Source organism: Microcoleus sp. B4-D4 (genome assembly GCF_036705185.1).
In the GTDB taxonomy this organism is placed as follows: domain Bacteria; phylum Cyanobacteriota; class Cyanobacteriia; order Cyanobacteriales; family Microcoleaceae; genus Microcoleus.
The window spans coordinates 315,680-333,124 of sequence record NZ_JAUBTX010000002.1 but is presented as its reverse complement, the minus strand read 5'-3'; the positions used below and the strand labels follow the sequence as shown (position 1 = coordinate 333,124).

The window sequence follows — 17,445 nt, the reverse complement described above, 5'->3', positions numbered from 1 at the left end:
AAAAGCTAAAAGCCGCGCGACTTTGTTGCCGGATCAAAGCTTCTAGCAGCAAAATTGACAGAAATTTTAGTTAAAAACCACAATTGTGTAGAGAAGGGCACACATCACTAGCAACTGCTGGTGTCACAATTGCGGCTATTCCCGCAATGTCCTCCCTCTTTCAGCAATTCCTCGCGCGGAGGGCCTTGATGTTGCAGCAGGCGATCGGATTTGCGATCGGCTGACACAAGCTACTTAAACCAGGCACGCACAGTGTCAAAATCACTTAATAAATCATTTAAACAAAATTCGCGTTCTCTCAAACAAAGTAAAGTAATGCCACAGCCTCTTTACCGTCCTACCCGCAGTCCACCAGGAAAGCTCACTCAACTTCTCTTGCTCTGTGCTCGCACTTCTGTAAACTGGGAAATAGTTTTACGCATACTTGAGTATTGCGCCACCCGTGATCCAATCCAGAAACGGATACCCTGCACCCGCAAGGCCCTCGTGGAGAATTCGCAATTTTAGACTTTTGTTAAACCTCTGATGATTCATCTGCTGCAAGTAAATCTAAAATCTAAAACTTGTACACTCGCGAAGCCGAAGTACCTAAAACTTGTACGATCGCGAAGTCGAAAAATCTAAAATCTACCCGTGACTCCATCCATAACCAGATACCCTGCCCCCGCAAGGCATTCGTGGAGAGATCGCAATTTTAGACTTTTGTTCGAGTTCTGGTGATTCACCTGCTGCAAGTAAATCTAAAATCTAAAATCTAAAATCTAAAATCGACTTACCCACTAATAAAGTTGCCCGCTATTCTAGCTTAAAGACTAACCCTTACACTTAAGCTTCTCTGTAAAGGTCTATGAATCCTTCTGCATCTTCCACCAATTATTCTTCTGGCGACGTGATAGATGTCGCTGTTATCGGCGGTGACAATCACCATCAGGAACGCTATTCTTCCCCTCCATCTTCTCCTCCATCTTCTCCTCCATCTTCTCCTCCCCCTTCCCCTCCTGCGGCATCTCCCTCTAGCAGTGCATTGATCGCGACCCAGGCCAATTTTTCCGACATTCTCGCGCCCCTAAATAAAGATAGTTTCAAATTAGTAGTTAAGGAAGCAGAAGACAAACTTAAGGTTGTCAATCAAACCTTGGGAATGCTCGACAATCTCCTTGAGAGCGAGGGATTTGATGCCATACTCAACGAGATGTTGCAGTCGATTACCCGAAAAACAGGGGAATTGCTCAATGCCGATCGCACCACGATATTTTTATTAGACGACGAAAAAAATGAACTCTGGGCGATCATCGCTAAAGACGAAAATGGCCAAAACCTAGAAATCAGAGTTCCCGCCCACGTCGGTATTGCCGGAGAAGTAGCCACAGACAGAAAAGTGGTTAACATTCCTTACGATTTTTATAACGACGAACGATCGGCTAACGCCAAAAAAACTGATGAAAAAACGGGCTACCGCACTTATACAATGCTGGCAATGCCCCTCATCAATGAAGTAACAAATGAGTTAGTAGCAGTCGTTCAACTGATTAATAAACTCAAACCGAACCACGAAAATTACCATACTTTTGACGAACAAATCGACAGGACAGGATTTACAGAAGAAGACGAACAAGTTTTTAAAGAATTTGCTCCCTCAATTCGCCTAATCCTAGAATCTTCTAAATCTTTCTACGCAGCCACTCAAAGACAGCGGGCGGCCACGGCGCTGATGAAAGCCGTAAACGCTCTTTCTAAGAGCAGTCTAGACTTAGAAGATACCCTAAAAAGGGTGATGGATCAGGCTCAAGAACTCATGAATGCCGATCGCAGCACCCTCTGGCTGATCGACGAAGACAAAGACGAACTGTGGACAAAAATCCCGATCGCCGGCAACCTGAAAGAAATTCGCATACCCAGAACCGCCGGTTTTGCAGGCCAAGTCGCCCAATCCAGCCAACCCCTGCTGATTCCCTTTGACGTGTACGACGATCCCCGCGCCGCCACCTCCAAAGAAGTCGATCAAAAATCCGGCTACCGCACTTGCAGTATGCTGTGTATGCCAGTATTTAACTCCGACAAAAAATTGATTGGAGTTACGCAGTTAGTCAACAAAAAACGACAAGGAGAATTCCCTCCCTACAACCCGACAGATTGGCCGCACGCCCCCGAACAGTGGAAAGCGAGTTTCAATCGCAACGACATGGAATTTATGCAGGCGTTTAACACCCAAGCCGGAGTCGCCCTGCAAAACGCCAAACTTTTTGCTGAAGTCAAACAGCAAGAACAAAGACAAAAAGATATGCTGCACGCGCTAACTAATGGCGTGATTTCTACAGATAAAAAAGGCAATATAGTAGCGACCAATCCTAGTGCCAAAAAATTACTGGGTGTCAGCGATGCTGCGTTAGCCGAAGGTCAATCTTTGCGCGAGTTAATTAAGTTAGAAAAAGGCGATTTTGCCAAGTGGTTCGATGCGTCTTTGATGCCAGAAGACGAAAAAGATCGCCAGCAGTATTACCCGGATCAAATTTTGCTCTCCTTTGAAGGAGAATCGCAGAGTATCAATCTCTCGATTAATTCAATGACCGACGCTACCGACCCCAACAAGGTCAACGGCGCGTTAGTCGTCATGGAAGATATTAGCAGCGCCAAACAAGTCAAAAACTTGATGTACCGTTACATGACTCCAGAAGTAGCCGAAGCGCTGTTAGCTTCAGGAGATACAGGATTGGGCGGCAAGCGCAAAAAGGTTTCGGTGCTGTTCTCAGACATTCGCAGCTATACCACACTTACGGAGAAATTGCAAGCCGAAGAAGTGGTAGTCATGCTCAACAAATATTTTGAAGTGATGGTAGATGTCGTATTCGAGTACGGAGGCACTCTCGACAAATACATCGGCGACGCTCTGATGGCAGTTTTTGGCTCTCCAGCGCCCCTGGAGGATCATGCTTGGTGCGCGATGCAAACCGCCGTGAAAATGCGGGCAAAACTCGACGAGTTCAATGCCGATCGCACGGCACACGGTGAATTGCCCATCAGTATCGGTATGGGCGTGCATTCCGATGAAGTTGTCAGCGGCAACATTGGCAGTAGCAAACGCATGGAATTGACTTCGATCGGAGACGGCGTAAACCTCGCCTCTCGCTTAGAAGGTGCAAGCAAGCAGTACGGCACCGACTTGATTATCAGCGACAATACTTACAAAGATTATAAAGATCGGCTCTACGTGCGAGAACTCGACTTTATTACTGTCAAAGGCAAAAGCGAACCCGTCATCGTTTACGAACTTGTCGGCATCCGCGAAGGATGCTCCCCCGTTGGCAAACCCCTGACAGAAAAACAGCAAAAAATCGTAGAACACTACAACAATGCCCGCGAATATTACAAGATACCAGTCACTCAAATACTCTCCGAGAATGAAGTTCAAAACATCTTAGATAATGTGGGGGAAATGCCGGAAGCAGAGATTAAAAAACTGTCCTACAATGTCGAGCAACAGTTGGAACACGAACTAAAACAACTGCTACATCAAGTCAAAAAACTGTCAGATTACGACCTCAAAAATCTGTCGGAAGCCGACAAACTTATCGTGCTGTTGCAGCCCGAAATTGAACTGCTGAAATTGGAGGGAATCAAAAATCTGTCGGAAGACGAAGCAAGAATGCTGATCCAAGCAAAAATCAAGCCGCTTTCAGTAGAGGAGATTCAATCCTTGCAAGAGGGTGAAGTCAAAAAAGTGTTGGAAGCAGACATCTTAGAACCGTCAAATCCCCAAATTAAGAGGCTGAAACCCGCACAAATCAGGCAACTATTGCAGGCGAAAATTAAAAGTCGAGCCTCTGCAACAGTTGCAGAAATGTTAGATGAGGAATTTCCAAATCTCGGACTCGATCAAGTGAAAAAACTGTTGAGCGAGTTTAAGACAGCCTTGGAACCAAAAGCCAAGCAAGCTTTTAGAGACGCGGAACGCGAATTTAACCTCGTTCTGGAAGTTGACCCCAAAAACAAGGCAGCTAAATTGCACGTCGATCGCTGTAAATTATTTCAGCACAGGTTTTCGGACGTACTAAACTGGGACGGGGTGTGGAATCTCACAGAAAAATAGCAGCGGCGCTTAGGCTCGGATAGGGGGCGATCGCGATCGGGGGTACGCCCGCCCTTCCATCCCACCAATTAACCTAAATATCGTGTTAGAGCAATTTTAAATAAGCTCCAACGGGTATTATTGTTAAATAAGCCGACTTCAACTCGCTTGCCTCGATGCAGCCCGATGCCCGCGTTTGGCGCTACCTGCTGCAACAAACAAAGCTCTTCTACCGTAGGAAGAGCTTAAAAAATAGTTAGGACTTGCGCCAGCAATGCCCAGTTTGTGAGAAAAATTTGGGCCAAAGGCGACAAAATATCCGCTCAGCAACCGGGTTTTTGACTGCGTGAAAGTCTTAATAGCGTTGGCAGATCCTAAAATCAACTTGCTTTCATCAATAAATCAACGTTCTAGTCTTAGATATAGAAAACTACTAGCATTAGTTATGGATAATTGGAATTCGCAATCGGGAGATATTGAGTCGGTAGAGCAGATTTACCAACTATTGCTAGAGATTGCTCGCAGCTCACTGTCAGATATCCCCAGAATCCCCGAAAACATTACTCTAAAGTCTCTTCCCCTGCTCCAACAATTACAAAGCATTCAGCAAAGGCCCCAGGAACAAGCATTTAAATCTGATTATTTTTCAGTAAACGACCTCGAATGGGTGGCTCAAGTCCGCCAACTGCTCGAAGAACTGATCGGCGAGTCTTTGTCGGAACGACCCAAAATGCCGGAAAACATGGCGGGTAGAGCTTTGAGTCTGGCAGATAAGGCACAAAGTATCAAAGAAACAATTGAAGAAAAGGCAGCCTGCGGTCCCACAGAGGAAGATGAGAGTTCCTTGGAGCCTCCAGACGCGCTGCTGAATCTCTTGCACCAGAGTTTAAAAACTCAGCGCGCCAAAAGCTACAAACCCGATGCTCCCGAATGGCAGCAAGTCTTGAGCCTGCTAGATGTAGTGAAGTCAATTTACAAGCAAATTCAAAGTTAAATTCAAGCTTAACTCAGGCCGGTCTTTATGGTGCGCGATCGCTAGCTATTAAAGGCGGTTACTCTTTGAGAGAAATTTTTTTGCTGTAGCCCGAACATTTCAGATTATTGCCTTTTTGTCAACTAAACTAGGTTTAATCGGTTAAGCGGCAGCAGAGCATGAGCGGACAAAACATTGGCGATTTGTTAGGAGAAATATTAGCCGATCGCTATCAGTGCGATCGGCGGCTCGGCAAGCAAGCAGGACGGCAAACCTTACTCGCCCGCGACTTAAAAACCCAAAAGCAAGTAGTAGTCAAACTGCTCTCATTCAGCAGCGACTTTAACTGGGAAGACTTAAAACTGTTCCAGCGAGAAGTCGAAACCTTAAAATCCCTATCCCATCCGGCAATTCCCCAATATCTGGACTCCTTTGAAATCGACACCCCCAACCGCAAAGGATTCGCCCTAGTTCAGACTTACATCGAAGCCAAATCCCTACAAGAATATCTTTCAGACGGGCGCAGCTTCAGCGAAAGTGAAGTCAAACAATTAGCCACAGCATTATTAGACATCCTCGCCTACCTGCACCAGCGACAGCCCCCCGTCATTCACCGCGACATTAAACCCAGCAATATTTTACTCAAGAATCGATCGGGCAACAGCGTCGGCGAAGTTTACCTAGTGGATTTCGGTGCAGTTCAAACCCTAGCAACGCAACAGGGAAAAACAGTCACCGTTGTCGGAACCTACGGCTATATGCCGCCCGAACAATTTGGCGGGAGAGCCGTTCCCGCTTCCGACTTGTACGGCTTGGGAGCAACATTAATCGCCTTAATTACCAAGCAGCATCCAGCCGATTTGCCGCAGCAAGATTTGCAGATTGAATTCGAGCAATTTACCCAACTAAGCCCCGCTTTTACCAATTGGCTCAAGTGGATGACACATCCCAGTTTAGAGCGCCGTCCCGCCTCAGTTCAGATTGCAAAAGAAGTTCTCGAAAAACCACAGCAAATAAATAAATATTCCCCCCTGTTAGTGAGACAGGGAAACACCCTGAATACCTTCAGCTTGTATGGAAATGCCATTTGGCGCAGCACAGCGATAGGAACTCTAGCCATAGGAACTTGGGTAGCAATTTATAGCACCCTTCTTTCTCCACTTATGGGGAAAAATATCGGAGGATTTCAGGGCATTTTACTCGGCTTGATTTTGGGGTTGGGGAACGGAATAATCTTAGGAATTGTAACGCGCTTGTGTTTCTTTCCCTTAACTAATCCGAAACTTCACCGACAGGTTTTAACTGCAATTAGTATTGTGTTATGTACTTGCACGAGCATCATCTTTTTTAAAATAAACGCGAGTCCTTATGAGAGATTTATTTTAAGTATGGTTAACTATAACTACTATTTTGGTATGTATATGCTTGCACCGTCGCTCATTGCAGGATTGTCAATGGGGGCAATTACTGATTCTATTACTCAATGGTATCACAAAGCAAGCAGACTGTAATCTCCAATAGGGAATAATATCTTAATACCAGATATCCGGCTGCTTGTAGAAGTTGGGATTTAAAAAAAGAGTGGTTAACGTCTAATTTAAAATTAGGTAAAAAATATGAGTGGTAAAATATTAGCAGAACGCTACGAAGTGCAGCGACAACTGGGAAAACAAACAGGTCGCCAAACGCTGCTAGCTCGTGACTTGCAAACTCAAGAATTAGTTGTCATCAAACAGCTATTCCTCGGTGGCGATTTTGAATGGCAAGACCTCAAACTATTTGAACGGGAAGCGGAAACTTTAAAATCGCTTTCTTACCCAGCAATTCCCCGCTACCTTGACTACCTGGAAATTGACGAACCAGACACTAAAGGATTTGCCCTGGTACAGGCTTATGTAGAGGGCAAAACTTTGGAAGAGCATTTGCGATCGGGACGTACTTTTAGCGAAAATGAGGTGAAAGAATTAGCTAAATCGTTGTTAGAAATTTTGATTTATTTGCACGAGGAGCAAGATCCGCCTGTTATTCACCGCGATATTAAACCCAGCAATATTTTACTGCACAGCAGATCTGCCCACTCCGTCGGACAAGTTTATTTAGTTGATTTCGGTTCGGTGCAGAACCAAGCTGCAAAATTTGGCGGCACAATTACAGTAGTGGGAACTTACGGATATATGGCACCGGAACAGTTTGGCGGGCGATCCGTTCCAGCTTCGGATCTCTACGGTTTAGGTGCAACTTTAATTTATTTGGTAACGGGTTTGCATCCCACTGAACTGTCGCAGCAGGATTTGAAAATTCAATTTGCCGATCGGGTAACGCATCTCAATTCGAGTTTAATTGATTGGCTGGAATGGATGACTGAACCAAGTTTGGACAAAAGGTTATCTTCGGCTGGGGAAGCATGGATCTCGCTCAAAAATCCCCGCATTATCGACAAAAATTCTATAGCTGCCCAGCGGCAATCCAGCGCTATTAAACTAACAAAAACTTCGGAATTTATAGAAATTAAAATTCCGTCACAAGGAATAGATATTAGTTTAATAGTCGTGCTGTTAGGTGTGATTAGTGTCATGTTATTTTTAATTGCGGTTAGTGACAAGGATCGGGAACTTCTGATAGCGGGAATTTTCTTAGCTGCAGCAGGAGTATTAAAGTTGCTCGATTCACTATTTTTGGAAGTGCGTCTCAGAATAGATCGGCAGCAAATATCCTATAGCAGCGATATCCTGGGGTTGAGATGGAATAATTCCCCGCCTGCTCCCAGACAAGACATTGGCCAGTTGGAAATTGAACAAATTGAATATACTAGGCGCGGCACGAAACAGAAATTATCCACAGTTTCTCAGATGATTATTCAAGCAGGCAACCAAAAATATCAACTAGGAGTGAAGCAGGGACTAAATGAATCAGAAATCGAGTGGTTAGCAACAGAACTAAGCCAGTGGTTGGGATTGAAAATTCAAAGAACTTTCACAGACGGTAAAAAGAATATATCGAGGTGAAAATATCTCCATCGCCCAAACAAAGCATTCCCCTCTCTCTTGTGTGGGATGGGCGTCTCGCCCGTCCCCTCTCTCTTGTGTAGGATGGGCGGGACGCCCGTCCAGTGTATTCTCCCAGCCGGCGACACACTCCCCCGCTTTCTCTCAATCTCATGCAACCGTCGGCCCCGATCACCCGTAAAATGCTATCAAAGGGATTTGGCAAATAGCCGTCATCCCCGATCGTCTGTTAACTTGGAGATATTATTGTGGATCTATCGCTAATTCCGGCACAGCCAAAACCAGGACTGCTCAACGTCCTGATCGAAATCACAGCCGGTAGCAAAAACAAGTACGAATTTGATAAAGAGTTGCAAGCCTTTGCTCTCGATCGAGTGCTCTCTTCCTCAGTCCAGTATCCCTGCGACTACGGCTTCATACCCAACACCTTAGCCGACGATGGCGACCCCCTCGACGGCATGGTAATGATGGACGAGCCCACATTTCCAGGCTGCATTATCGCAGCCCGTCCGATCGGAATGCTAGAAATGATCGACGGCGGCGACAGGGACGAAAAACTGCTTTGCGTTCCCGACAAAGACCCCCGCTATGCTCACTATAAGTCCCTCAAAGACGTAGCCCCCCACCGCTTGGACGAAATAGCCGAATTTTTTAAGACCTACAAAAATTTGGAGAAAAAAGTCACAGAAATTCTGGGTTGGCAAGATGTCGATCAAGTCATGCCCTTAGTGGAAAAGTGCATCGCAGCCGATCGTAAATAAGCAGCATCCGCAGCGCAAGTAAAAAGCATTTTTTTGTTTGAGTGCTCTCTCGGCTCGCCTATTCTACAGGCAAGCGACCGAGGAAAGCACGCATTAAAGCTTTCGCCTTCGGTGCTCCGGGCAAATAAACCCCTAGCCCCCACTCCTCCACTGCAAGCAGACTCAAAATTCAGCAAGCCGAACTTAAGGCGACGGCTGCACGTCTAAGAATGTAGTAGAGGAATGGTTGGCTAGAATATCAAACAGTCGCGAATGCCGAGCAGGCAGGGGATTCCCCAAAAACCCCCGCCTGCTAAAATGTTGAAAAAAATACTACTCGTAGAGTAAGATCGATAGCAAATTCTAAGCAAACGGGCGAGCGCATTCTACGTTTGAGAAAATTTTACTCGGTTGGTTTCGGGATCGAGCGTTTTATATCTCAGCAGATAGGTAAAAACTAAACACTAAAAATAAAAATAAAAATCTCAATTGCCAAGTTCCTGCGCTCAAACCTAAAAAAAAATGTCAGATTCTTCCCCCTCTCAAGCAAATTTACAGCCTTCCGATAACAAAGCCACTAGCTCAAACAGTCCTTTGACCGAGTTTTTAGTTCAGTTTTGGGGCGTGCGGGGCAGCATCGCCACCCCCGGCACCAAAACAATTCGCTACGGAGGTAACACCTCTTGCGTAGAAATGCGCTTGGGCAAAAAACGCCTGATTTTTGACGGCGGCACCGGTTTGCGAGTTCTGGGGCTAAATCTGCTGCGACAAATGCCGGTGGAAGCTTATATGTTTTTCAGTCACACTCACTGGGATCACATTCAAGGCTTCCCGTTTTTTACTCCTGCTTTTATTCCGGGGAACTGCTTTCACATTTACGGAGCGATCGCCCCCAACGGCACTACAATCAAACAGCGTCTTGCCGATCAAATGCACCACCCCAATTTTCCAGTTCCCATTCAGGTGATGCAGTCAGAACTCAAATTTAACGATTTGACGCCAGGGGATATTCTCGAACTCGACGATGTGAAAATAGAAACAGCACTGCTCAATCACCCCAATACTGCGATCGGATATCGAGTTACTTGGCAAGGACACACGGCTGTCTACTGCACCGATACAGAGCATTTTCCCGATCGCCTCGACGAGAATGTCGTACACCTAGCCCGCGACGCCGACGTGCTAATTTATGATGCTAACTACACCAACGAAGAGTATTACGACTTCAAAAACCCGAAAGTCGGCTGGGGACACTCGACTTGGCAAGCAGGAGTAGAAATAGCAAAAGCTGCGGGAGTCAAAAAGATTGTAATGTTTCACCACGATCCTAGTCATGACGACAATTTTCTCGATCGTGTCGAAGCAGACGTGCAATCAGTTTTTGCCGATAGCTGCTTGGCCCGCGAAGGCATGACCATACCAGTGATTTAGGCAACAAATCGAGTCCGTGCGAGCTGCGAAAAAACCGCCTCCAGACCGCAAAAAATAGCAGCCTGAAGGCATAAAACACAATGAACCACAAAATTTACCTCAAGCGTCGCTTTCGTGGCTGGGTGAGGCTTTACTCAACGTTGCTAGTGTTGATAATTGTCTGTTGTACCGGAGGTGGATGGGTGGCAGCACAGACTGCCGGCTCCCACACTCCCGCGCTCCTGGCTCAAATTTCTACAGGGGAAGATATCGGCACTGTCGATCGCATCCCCGAACGCTACCAACTCGGACAGCAACTGTACCTCGAAAACTGCGCCACCTGTCACATAGGTTTACCGCCGCAAGTATTGCCAACAGAAACCTGGCGCAGGTTGTTGCAAGACCCAGAACACTACGGACAAACCATCAAACTGCTAGTAGACCCGCCCCGCCTCCTAGTGTGGAACTACCTGCAAACTTTTTCGCGTCCCCAACCCAAAGAAGAAGACCTCCCCTACCGAGCCGCCAACTCTCGCTATTTCAAAGCTTTGCACCCCAGAGTCAAGCTGCCGCAACCAGCAAATCTCAGCAGTTGCGTTACTTGTCACCCCGGTGCATCTAAATACAATTTCCGCAAGCTTACCCCGGAGTGGGAAAACTCTCCGTAGGGAGTGCAGGACTTATCAACAAACCATTGAGTAGCGGCGTTATGCGGGCAGATTCGGTCGTGCGTTTATCCCCCGAAAGCGGATGAGGAGGTTTTTTGATTAGTTAGCTGACTTAGCCTTCATCTTCCATCACAGTTTTCTTGAAATTTGGGTAAGGGTTCAAGTCGAATTCCTGTCCGTGTAATTGAAAAAGCTTTTTCTTGATTTCTTTGTGTTCTTTTTTTGCTTTTCCGCGCCCATACACCTGATCATTTTGTTCAATTCGCTCAATCAAAAACACTATTGCCTCTTTATCAAAGAATTCAAGGTAAGGAGATATGGCTTCCTGAAATCGAGAGTTTGCCTCATCAAATCTTTTGCTAGCACAGTAATAACTAGATAGTATGCGACAAAATAAATGTTGCCACTCTTCTGTATCAGCTATCTCAAGCAAATTTTTTAATTCGACAAAATAGAAGTTAATATCATTTTCTATCAAAAATAAGATGTCTTCATAGTGTACCTGTAAATTCTCCTTTACAAACCATCCCAAGATTTTGGCTGTGTTGCTAGTTTTAACCTTATGCTGTATTTTAAGTTTCGCATCTTCATTAAGAAGATCGTAAATTTTAGGATTTTTTGACAAATAAAGTACTAAAAAAACCAAAGGGAGCGAACTCGATGAAACATTACTATAATAGTCTTTCTCTCCTTTTATTTGGTTGAGAATACTTTCGGGATTCCGATTTCCGATTACCTCAAGTGTTTGCAAATTGATAACTCTGTTTTTTGTGCAATCTTCGTTGTCCAGCTTAAATACAAACTTCCACAAACTTCTATAAATAGAAAGTTCAGCTTGAGGTTTAAGTTTACTTAAATATCGACTTTCTAGATATTTTTTTACTTTTTGTCTAGTATTAAGTGCTGGCGCTGCTTCCGCAATATTCTTTACAAGTTCGTCAATTATTTTTTTCGTGTGGAAAGGTGGCTTTATAAGCAAATCCTCCAGAGTATTTCTAATCAGCGCCCTCACAGTTTCTTTGTTAGGTGTATGTAATTGTTTATCTGAGTCTAATATAGGGTGAGCGGATAGATGGCGTTGCTTTTGAAGATATCGCAGATTTTCATATTCTGAGTTATCCAACAGATTTGTCTTTGCATGGGTATCGTCAATCAGTTTAACTTCCCACAAGGATGATTTGGAATCACCCTTTTGTAATGTTGTAAGCTCATCAAGAATTGATTTTGCAACTGTGTCTTCATATAAATCAACAAGATCTCCAAGTTTATAAACTATGTCACAAACAGCGACAGACCAAAGCATTACCACTGCGGAACGATAGTTGCCATTGTGGTACGAAGATAGAACTTCTTGAAAATAATCTTTTGTCTTGCCGTAATGTATTTTTTCGGAAAGATTTTCTAAAGAGAATTCTAACATTACAAATAATTTCCTCAATTATAGCTTTTTGTTGAAACAGCTAAGAGCATTTAACATTTTCTTCTTTCGCTTCTTCTTGTTCTAATAAGCTGATTAATTTCTGAGCAGCATCACCATAATTATAAGGCGACCAAACACGATAATCCGCCCCATTATCCAATGGTTTTAACATTTCTTCTTTCGCCAACTCAGCCATTAATAACTGCATTATTTGAAACTTCTCAGCAGGGGATAACTGCCGAAGTTTGTCTAATAATTCAAGATTTCAAATAAAAAGCCATTGAATTCATTTCTTCATTTTACCACGACCTTGAGATTTAAACCACACCCAAACATCTTAGTTTTAACTCTTTATCTGCGTCCATCTGCGCTCATCTGCTCCCATCTGCGGTTAAAGCTCAAACACAAACTAAACAGACAAAAACAGTTCTAAAAAGCTAATTTCAATATCAGGAAAAGCTAGCATTCTAATCACAGCATTATCTGCAACAACCATCTCAGATTGATAGCCTCCCGGTGCAGGATTCCGGTAAATATATGCCTCGCGTCCAACTACATCTAAAATCCAATATTCAGCAATATTTGCTCTCGCATAAATCGGGGCTTTTTCCCTGCGGTCAATTTGTAATGTCGAGTAGGAAACCTCAATTAACAGCAAGATTTCGCTAGGATTTGGGTGATGGTCGCGATAATCTCCCGGATCGATACGAACAACTGCTATATCTGGTTCCGGTTCTGAAGTCGCTAAGGTAATTGGCAACTGCACGCGAATTGCTGCTAAATCTCTTAGCAGGTGTTGTAGATATCGATCGCTGCGTTGGGTTGTACCAGCATGGAGCGGTGTTTGAGGGCTCATTTCAACAATTCTCCCATCTAGCAGTTCAATCTTATCACCTTCATTGAGAATACCAGCTTCAATCATGCGGTGATATTCTTCTACTGTCCAGGTTTTTTCTCTTGTTGCTGTCATAATCTTTACCCGCAAAAGCTGATGTCATATTATAGCAATTGCGAATTCAATCGAAAAATACTGATTTATCGGGCGTTGGTCGATCGCCCTTTTGAAAGCGTTCCCAGGACTGCTTTAACTGAGCCGGCGCCGGATATTCGCGATCGTAAACCACCAGCACATTCGTCAAATTCCGTCCCGGCGGCAATAAAATCTGCCCTTGATGAGCCAAACCCACGGAAGCGCCCCCGTCCAAGTTCATCGCTTCAAAACAGCCGATAGGTTGTATAGGTTTTAGTTGCTTAGCGGAACGTTTGATAATTTGATGTTTAGACTGCACAAAAGGAGAATTTGTGTCGTTTTTTTTAGTAGTTTATGGCGATTTAATGATGGGATTACTAGGCAGAGTTTGAGGAGTTTTCGCGGATTTAACGATGGGATTACTGGGCAGAGGTTGAGGAGTTTGATTTGATTGTATACTTGATAAAAAAGCGAGTAACTTTTGCCACAGTTGGCCCGTGAGAGTTAAGAAACTATCTCGGTTTTGGGCGATCGCCAAATAGTCAGTCACAACCCGCGCCAAAGCTAAGCTCGTTAAAAATAAAAAAGTGCGCCGCAGCATCGGGCGACAACCTTCAGACTGTTTGCGTTTAGACATAAAAAATCTCAGCTAGAATAGCGCGAATTCTGAAACTACCAGTAGCAGGGTGCGCCGAGGCGCACGTTACCACTAATATCAAATCCGGTAGCCTCAGAATTAATATTACCCATAGCTAGGAAACGGCAGTGCCGTTTCCCTACAATTAATCAGGGTAGGGACACGGCACTGCCGTGTCCTCTATATCACGTCGCTAGTGCTCAAAACTATTTCCCTAGCCAGTATTCCGCATCCCCGCAGCAATACCGTTAATCGTCAACAGCGCACCCCGCAACAATTCACCCTTGCTGTAACGCGAGTGAATCACCCCCGGAACTCCGCCATTACCGTGCTGCCGCAAGCGTTTCAGCAGCGAAACCTGCAACAAACCTAAAGGCACAATCGTGGCATTTCGCAACTGTACCGATCGCTGCAAAGACGGATCTCCGTCTAACAAATGCTGGTGTCCGGTAATAGTTAAAACTAAATCCCGAATCAAGTAAAATTCCGCCGCAATTTGCTCATATAAAGCGTTGAAACGCTCCCTGTCCGCCGGCAAACCTAACTCCCGCACGTAGTGATCCGCAATCTGTAAATCCACCTTAGATAAAGTCATTTCGACCTTAGAAATTACCATTCTAAAAAATGGCCACTTCAAGTAGAAATACTGCAAAAGTTTTAAATGTTCTTCCGGTTCTTCCAGCAAAAACTCTTGCAAAGCTGTGCCGACACCGTACCAAGAAGGCACTAAAAATCGGCTTTGAGTCCAGCTAAACACCCACGGAATTGCTCGCAAACCGCTGATGTCTTTCTTGCCGCCGCGACGGGCCGGACGAGAACTAATTTGCAACTGACTGATTTCTTGTATCGGGGTAACGTGATGGAAGAAATCAACTAAATCCGGCTGTTCGTAAATTAAATGACGGTAGTGCGATCGCGATTTGACCGACAATTCCTCCATAATCTGATTCCAAGGGTCGATCCCGTCAAAACCAGCGTGCAGCAAGCTAGCTTGAATTACCGCCGCCGCCACAGTTTCCAAATTGTAAAGCGCCAACTCCGGTAAAGAATATTTAGAAGCCAAAACTTCCCCTTGTTCGGTAATCTTGATTCGCCCGCTAATACTCTTTCCTGGTTGAGCCAAAATCGCCTTGTAAGCAGGCCCGCCGCCACGCCCTACAGAGCCGCCCCGGCCGTGAAAAATCCGCAATTCCACACCGTGTTTTTCAGCAACCACTTGCAAAGCTTTTTGAGCTTTCTGAATTTCCCAATTGCTGCTGAGGAAACCAGAATCTTTATTGCTGTCGGAATAGCCCAGCATCACCTCTTGCAATTTGATTGGGTGGATTTGGTTTGATGGATTTTGTTCGCTTGTTTCCGCTACTTCCTGCGCGTATCCTCCCGCTAGCAAAGCCCGATAAAGCGGCAGATCGAATAGCTGCTGCATTACTTCTGGGGCTTTTTTCAAATCTTCGACGGTTTCAAACAGGGGCACTACTTGAATGGTGCTAATTCCTGTCGAGGGATCGTACAGTCCCGATTCTTTTGCTAACAGCAAAACTGCCAGCAAATCGCTGACATCGTGGTTCATGCTGATGACGTAAGTTTCGCAAATTTCGGGGCCAAACTCCTGCTGCATTTGTCGCAAGACTCGGAAGGTATTAATTGTCTCGCAAGTTTTGGGAGAAAATGGCAGTTCTGTGGGAATTAAAGGGCGGCGAGTTTGCAGTTCGGTTGCGAGCCAAATAACTCGATCGCATTCCGACATTTGATTGTAAGATTTGGGCAAAATTTGCAAGTATTCCGCAATTTCGCTCAAAGTGTCGGAGTGTACTGTGGACTCTTGGCGGATGTCTAGGTAAGCCAAGTTAAATCCGTAAATTTCTACTTGACAAAGCAGATTTTCTAAGTCCCGACAGCTCAAACCTGTTTCGACTAAATTGCGTTCGATTAACTGCAACTCTGCTAAAAACTCAGCGCCCGATCGATAAATGCCGGTCAAGACTGGTTGTTCCGACAAAGCTTCGCGCTCGCGCTGCGACTCGTCTCCTTTGTACAGCCGCCAATTACGATCACGCGTATTTTCCAGTCGCTGCAGCACGTAGGCCAGCTTCAAGCGGTAAGGTTCTTGACGGTAGCGGATCGCCCACTGTTCGTAAACATCGGGAAATTCCGATTTGTCGCGATCGAGAGAGTCGAGCAATTCCGGCAATACGTCGCTCCAGTGCAGCGACAAACTCAATAATTCGTTGAGCCGCTTCACCGCATTGATATACTTGCACATCACTAAATGGCGCTGATAGCAAGCAGTTTGCCAAGTAACTTTCGGGGTAACAGAAGGATTACCATCTCTGTCGGAACCCACCCAAGAACCGAACTTGCAAAAATTGTAACTAGGCGGTTTCAGGTAGGGGTAAGAAGCGTGCAGCGCTTGCTTTAAGCGGTGGTAGAGTTCGGGAATAGCATCAAACAGCACTTCGTCGAAGTAGTGGAGAGTGTACTCCACCTCGTCAAGCACAGTTGGTTTGAATTGGTGCAGCTCGTCAGTACGCCACCAGAGGCGAATTTCTTCCATCAGTTGCTCTTGGAGATTCGCCGCTTCCCAGCAAGACACCGGATAGGGGCTTTCAGAGTTCGTGCCCATTCCCTGAAATTTCTCGTCAACTTGGTCTAGCTTTTGGAGAATCTTTGCCATTCGCCGCTGCTTGGTGCGGATCGTGTTGCGGACAATTTCCGTCGGGTGAGCGGTAAATACTAGGCGGATGTCCAACTGATCGATCAAGCGCTGGATTTGCTGGCTAGGTACGTTCAAGCGCAGCAGCATGGGGAACAATTCGTGAAATGTTCCGGCGTCTTTGGTAATCGCCTCGCTGCTGTCTGCACCGCGAGGAGCCGTTTGGGCTGGGCCTTCCCTGTGCCGCGGGCGATCGGGCGCATCTTTGGCTTGTCCCGGCAGCTTAGCAAACATTCGCCCGCCAGCGTCGTTGCTGCCAGTGTAAGCTAGCTGTTGGTCTCGCTGTTCGTAGTGCTGTTCGACAATGTTGATCAACTGAAAATACAGCGCAAAAGCCCGCGCGGCCCGGATGGCGGCGTTGAGATCGAGCTTTTCGATTAGCTGTACCACATTCGATTCGCGAAAGTTAGTGGCTTGTCCCTCGGAGGAATTGAACGATCGCATTTGTTGGAGCAAATCTACCAATTCCTGCCCGCACTCCTGTCGGATCACCGATTTCCACAAGTCCTCTACTACTTTGAGGCGATTGCGTAGAAACAAATCTGATTTTGAGTAAGCGGCAGAATGGGGAATAGATGTTGCATCAATAGCCTGTTCTGAAGATTGGAGGACTGAACTCATCGGGCTGTTCCTCAATTGCTGCGGGTGTCTAGAAAATTGTATGGTTTAGTTTCGCCTAAAATTCTTTTCTTTGCCGTCAAATTTGAGACAACTTATACAATTTACGATTGGCGATTGCTGATAACTTTTGACTGTCAGGCTTTGGATGGCCGACAAGATGCCTTTCCTTCTGTTTTGAAACTAATCATCTGGTGCGAAGGTACGCTATGCAGAAGCCACTTA

General features: G+C 45.5%; 13 protein-coding genes. 7 read left to right on the top strand and 6 right to left on the bottom strand.

Features of this window, described 5'->3' with window-relative positions:
* Nucleotides 1-847: 847 nt before the first annotated feature.
* From QUB13_RS03105 to QUB13_RS03075, 7 genes are all read left to right on the top strand, one after another.
* Nucleotides 848-4,087 (top strand): GAF domain-containing protein, encoded by a 3,240-nt coding sequence (locus QUB13_RS03105; RefSeq protein ID WP_333378848.1) that lies wholly within the window; start codon nucleotides 848-850, stop codon nucleotides 4,085-4,087.
* A 424-nt stretch (nucleotides 4,088-4,511) separates the two neighbouring features.
* Nucleotides 4,512-5,060 carry an inorganic pyrophosphatase gene (locus tag QUB13_RS03100; protein ID WP_333378846.1) on the top strand — a complete coding sequence of 183 codons (549 nt, stop codon included), beginning with the start codon at nucleotides 4,512-4,514 and terminating at the stop codon, nucleotides 5,058-5,060.
* A 158-nt stretch (nucleotides 5,061-5,218) separates the two neighbouring features.
* A complete protein-coding gene (locus QUB13_RS03095; RefSeq protein ID WP_333378844.1) occupies nucleotides 5,219-6,550 on the top strand; it encodes a serine/threonine protein kinase in 1,332 nt (443 codons plus the stop codon).
* Between the two features lie 105 nt (nucleotides 6,551-6,655).
* On the top strand, nucleotides 6,656-8,044 hold the full coding sequence (locus QUB13_RS03090; RefSeq protein ID WP_333378842.1) for a serine/threonine protein kinase: 1,389 nt from the start codon (nucleotides 6,656-6,658) through the stop codon (nucleotides 8,042-8,044).
* Between the two features lie 248 nt (nucleotides 8,045-8,292).
* Entirely contained in the window at nucleotides 8,293-8,805 is a 513-nt protein-coding gene (locus QUB13_RS03085; protein ID WP_333087646.1) for an inorganic diphosphatase, read from the top strand.
* A gap of 501 nt (nucleotides 8,806-9,306) precedes the next feature.
* On the top strand, nucleotides 9,307-10,215 hold the full coding sequence (locus tag QUB13_RS03080) for an MBL fold metallo-hydrolase (RefSeq protein ID WP_333087645.1): 909 nt from the start codon (nucleotides 9,307-9,309) through the stop codon (nucleotides 10,213-10,215).
* A gap of 80 nt (nucleotides 10,216-10,295) precedes the next feature.
* The gene (locus tag QUB13_RS03075) at nucleotides 10,296-10,862 is read left to right on the top strand and encodes a diheme cytochrome C (protein WP_333378839.1); all 567 of its coding nucleotides are present in this window, start codon (nucleotides 10,296-10,298) and stop codon (nucleotides 10,860-10,862) included.
* A gap of 112 nt (nucleotides 10,863-10,974) precedes the next feature.
* Here QUB13_RS03075 and QUB13_RS03070 read toward each other — a convergent pair whose 3' ends face one another.
* From QUB13_RS03070 to ppc, 6 genes are all read right to left on the bottom strand, one after another.
* Nucleotides 10,975-12,282 carry a hypothetical protein gene (locus QUB13_RS03070; protein ID WP_333378837.1) on the bottom strand — a complete coding sequence of 436 codons (1,308 nt, stop codon included), beginning with the start codon at nucleotides 12,280-12,282 and terminating at the stop codon, nucleotides 10,975-10,977.
* Nucleotides 12,283-12,322: 40 nt separating this feature from the next.
* The gene (locus QUB13_RS03065; RefSeq protein ID WP_333378835.1) at nucleotides 12,323-12,490 is read right to left on the bottom strand and encodes a hypothetical protein; all 168 of its coding nucleotides are present in this window, start codon (nucleotides 12,488-12,490) and stop codon (nucleotides 12,323-12,325) included.
* A gap of 201 nt (nucleotides 12,491-12,691) precedes the next feature.
* Entirely contained in the window at nucleotides 12,692-13,252 is a 561-nt protein-coding gene (locus tag QUB13_RS03060; RefSeq protein ID WP_333378833.1) for a Uma2 family endonuclease, read from the bottom strand.
* Between the two features lie 46 nt (nucleotides 13,253-13,298).
* On the bottom strand, nucleotides 13,299-13,571 hold the full coding sequence (locus QUB13_RS03055) for a hypothetical protein (RefSeq protein ID WP_333378831.1): 273 nt from the start codon (nucleotides 13,569-13,571) through the stop codon (nucleotides 13,299-13,301).
* Between the two features lie 33 nt (nucleotides 13,572-13,604).
* The gene (locus QUB13_RS03050; protein ID WP_333378829.1) at nucleotides 13,605-13,889 is read right to left on the bottom strand and encodes a hypothetical protein; all 285 of its coding nucleotides are present in this window, start codon (nucleotides 13,887-13,889) and stop codon (nucleotides 13,605-13,607) included.
* A 214-nt stretch (nucleotides 13,890-14,103) separates the two neighbouring features.
* Nucleotides 14,104-17,223 (bottom strand): phosphoenolpyruvate carboxylase, encoded by a 3,120-nt coding sequence (gene ppc, locus QUB13_RS03045; protein ID WP_333378827.1) that lies wholly within the window; start codon nucleotides 17,221-17,223, stop codon nucleotides 14,104-14,106.
* Between the last annotated feature and the right edge of the window lie 222 nt (nucleotides 17,224-17,445).

Excerpts from the sequence above, each read along its gene's own strand:
- QUB13_RS03050 (WP_333378829.1), bottom strand. The coding sequence starts at position 13,889 with ATGTCTAAACGCAAACAGTCTGAAGGTTGTCGCCCGATGCTGCGGCGC.
- QUB13_RS03100 (WP_333378846.1), top strand. The coding sequence starts at position 4,512 with ATGGATAATTGGAATTCGCAATCGGGAGATATTGAGTCGGTAGAGCAG.
- QUB13_RS03065 (WP_333378835.1), bottom strand. The coding sequence starts at position 12,490 with ATGCAGTTATTAATGGCTGAGTTGGCGAAAGAAGAAATGTTAAAACCA.
- ppc (WP_333378827.1), bottom strand. The coding sequence starts at position 17,223 with ATGAGTTCAGTCCTCCAATCTTCAGAACAGGCTATTGATGCAACATCT.
- QUB13_RS03090 (WP_333378842.1), top strand. The coding sequence starts at position 6,656 with ATGAGTGGTAAAATATTAGCAGAACGCTACGAAGTGCAGCGACAACTG.
- QUB13_RS03095 (WP_333378844.1), top strand. The coding sequence starts at position 5,219 with ATGAGCGGACAAAACATTGGCGATTTGTTAGGAGAAATATTAGCCGAT.
- QUB13_RS03060 (WP_333378833.1), bottom strand. The coding sequence starts at position 13,252 with ATGACAGCAACAAGAGAAAAAACCTGGACAGTAGAAGAATATCACCGC.
- QUB13_RS03105 (WP_333378848.1), top strand. The coding sequence starts at position 848 with ATGAATCCTTCTGCATCTTCCACCAATTATTCTTCTGGCGACGTGATA.
- QUB13_RS03070 (WP_333378837.1), bottom strand. The coding sequence starts at position 12,282 with ATGTTAGAATTCTCTTTAGAAAATCTTTCCGAAAAAATACATTACGGC.
- QUB13_RS03080 (WP_333087645.1), top strand. The coding sequence starts at position 9,307 with ATGTCAGATTCTTCCCCCTCTCAAGCAAATTTACAGCCTTCCGATAAC.
- QUB13_RS03075 (WP_333378839.1), top strand. The coding sequence starts at position 10,296 with ATGAACCACAAAATTTACCTCAAGCGTCGCTTTCGTGGCTGGGTGAGG.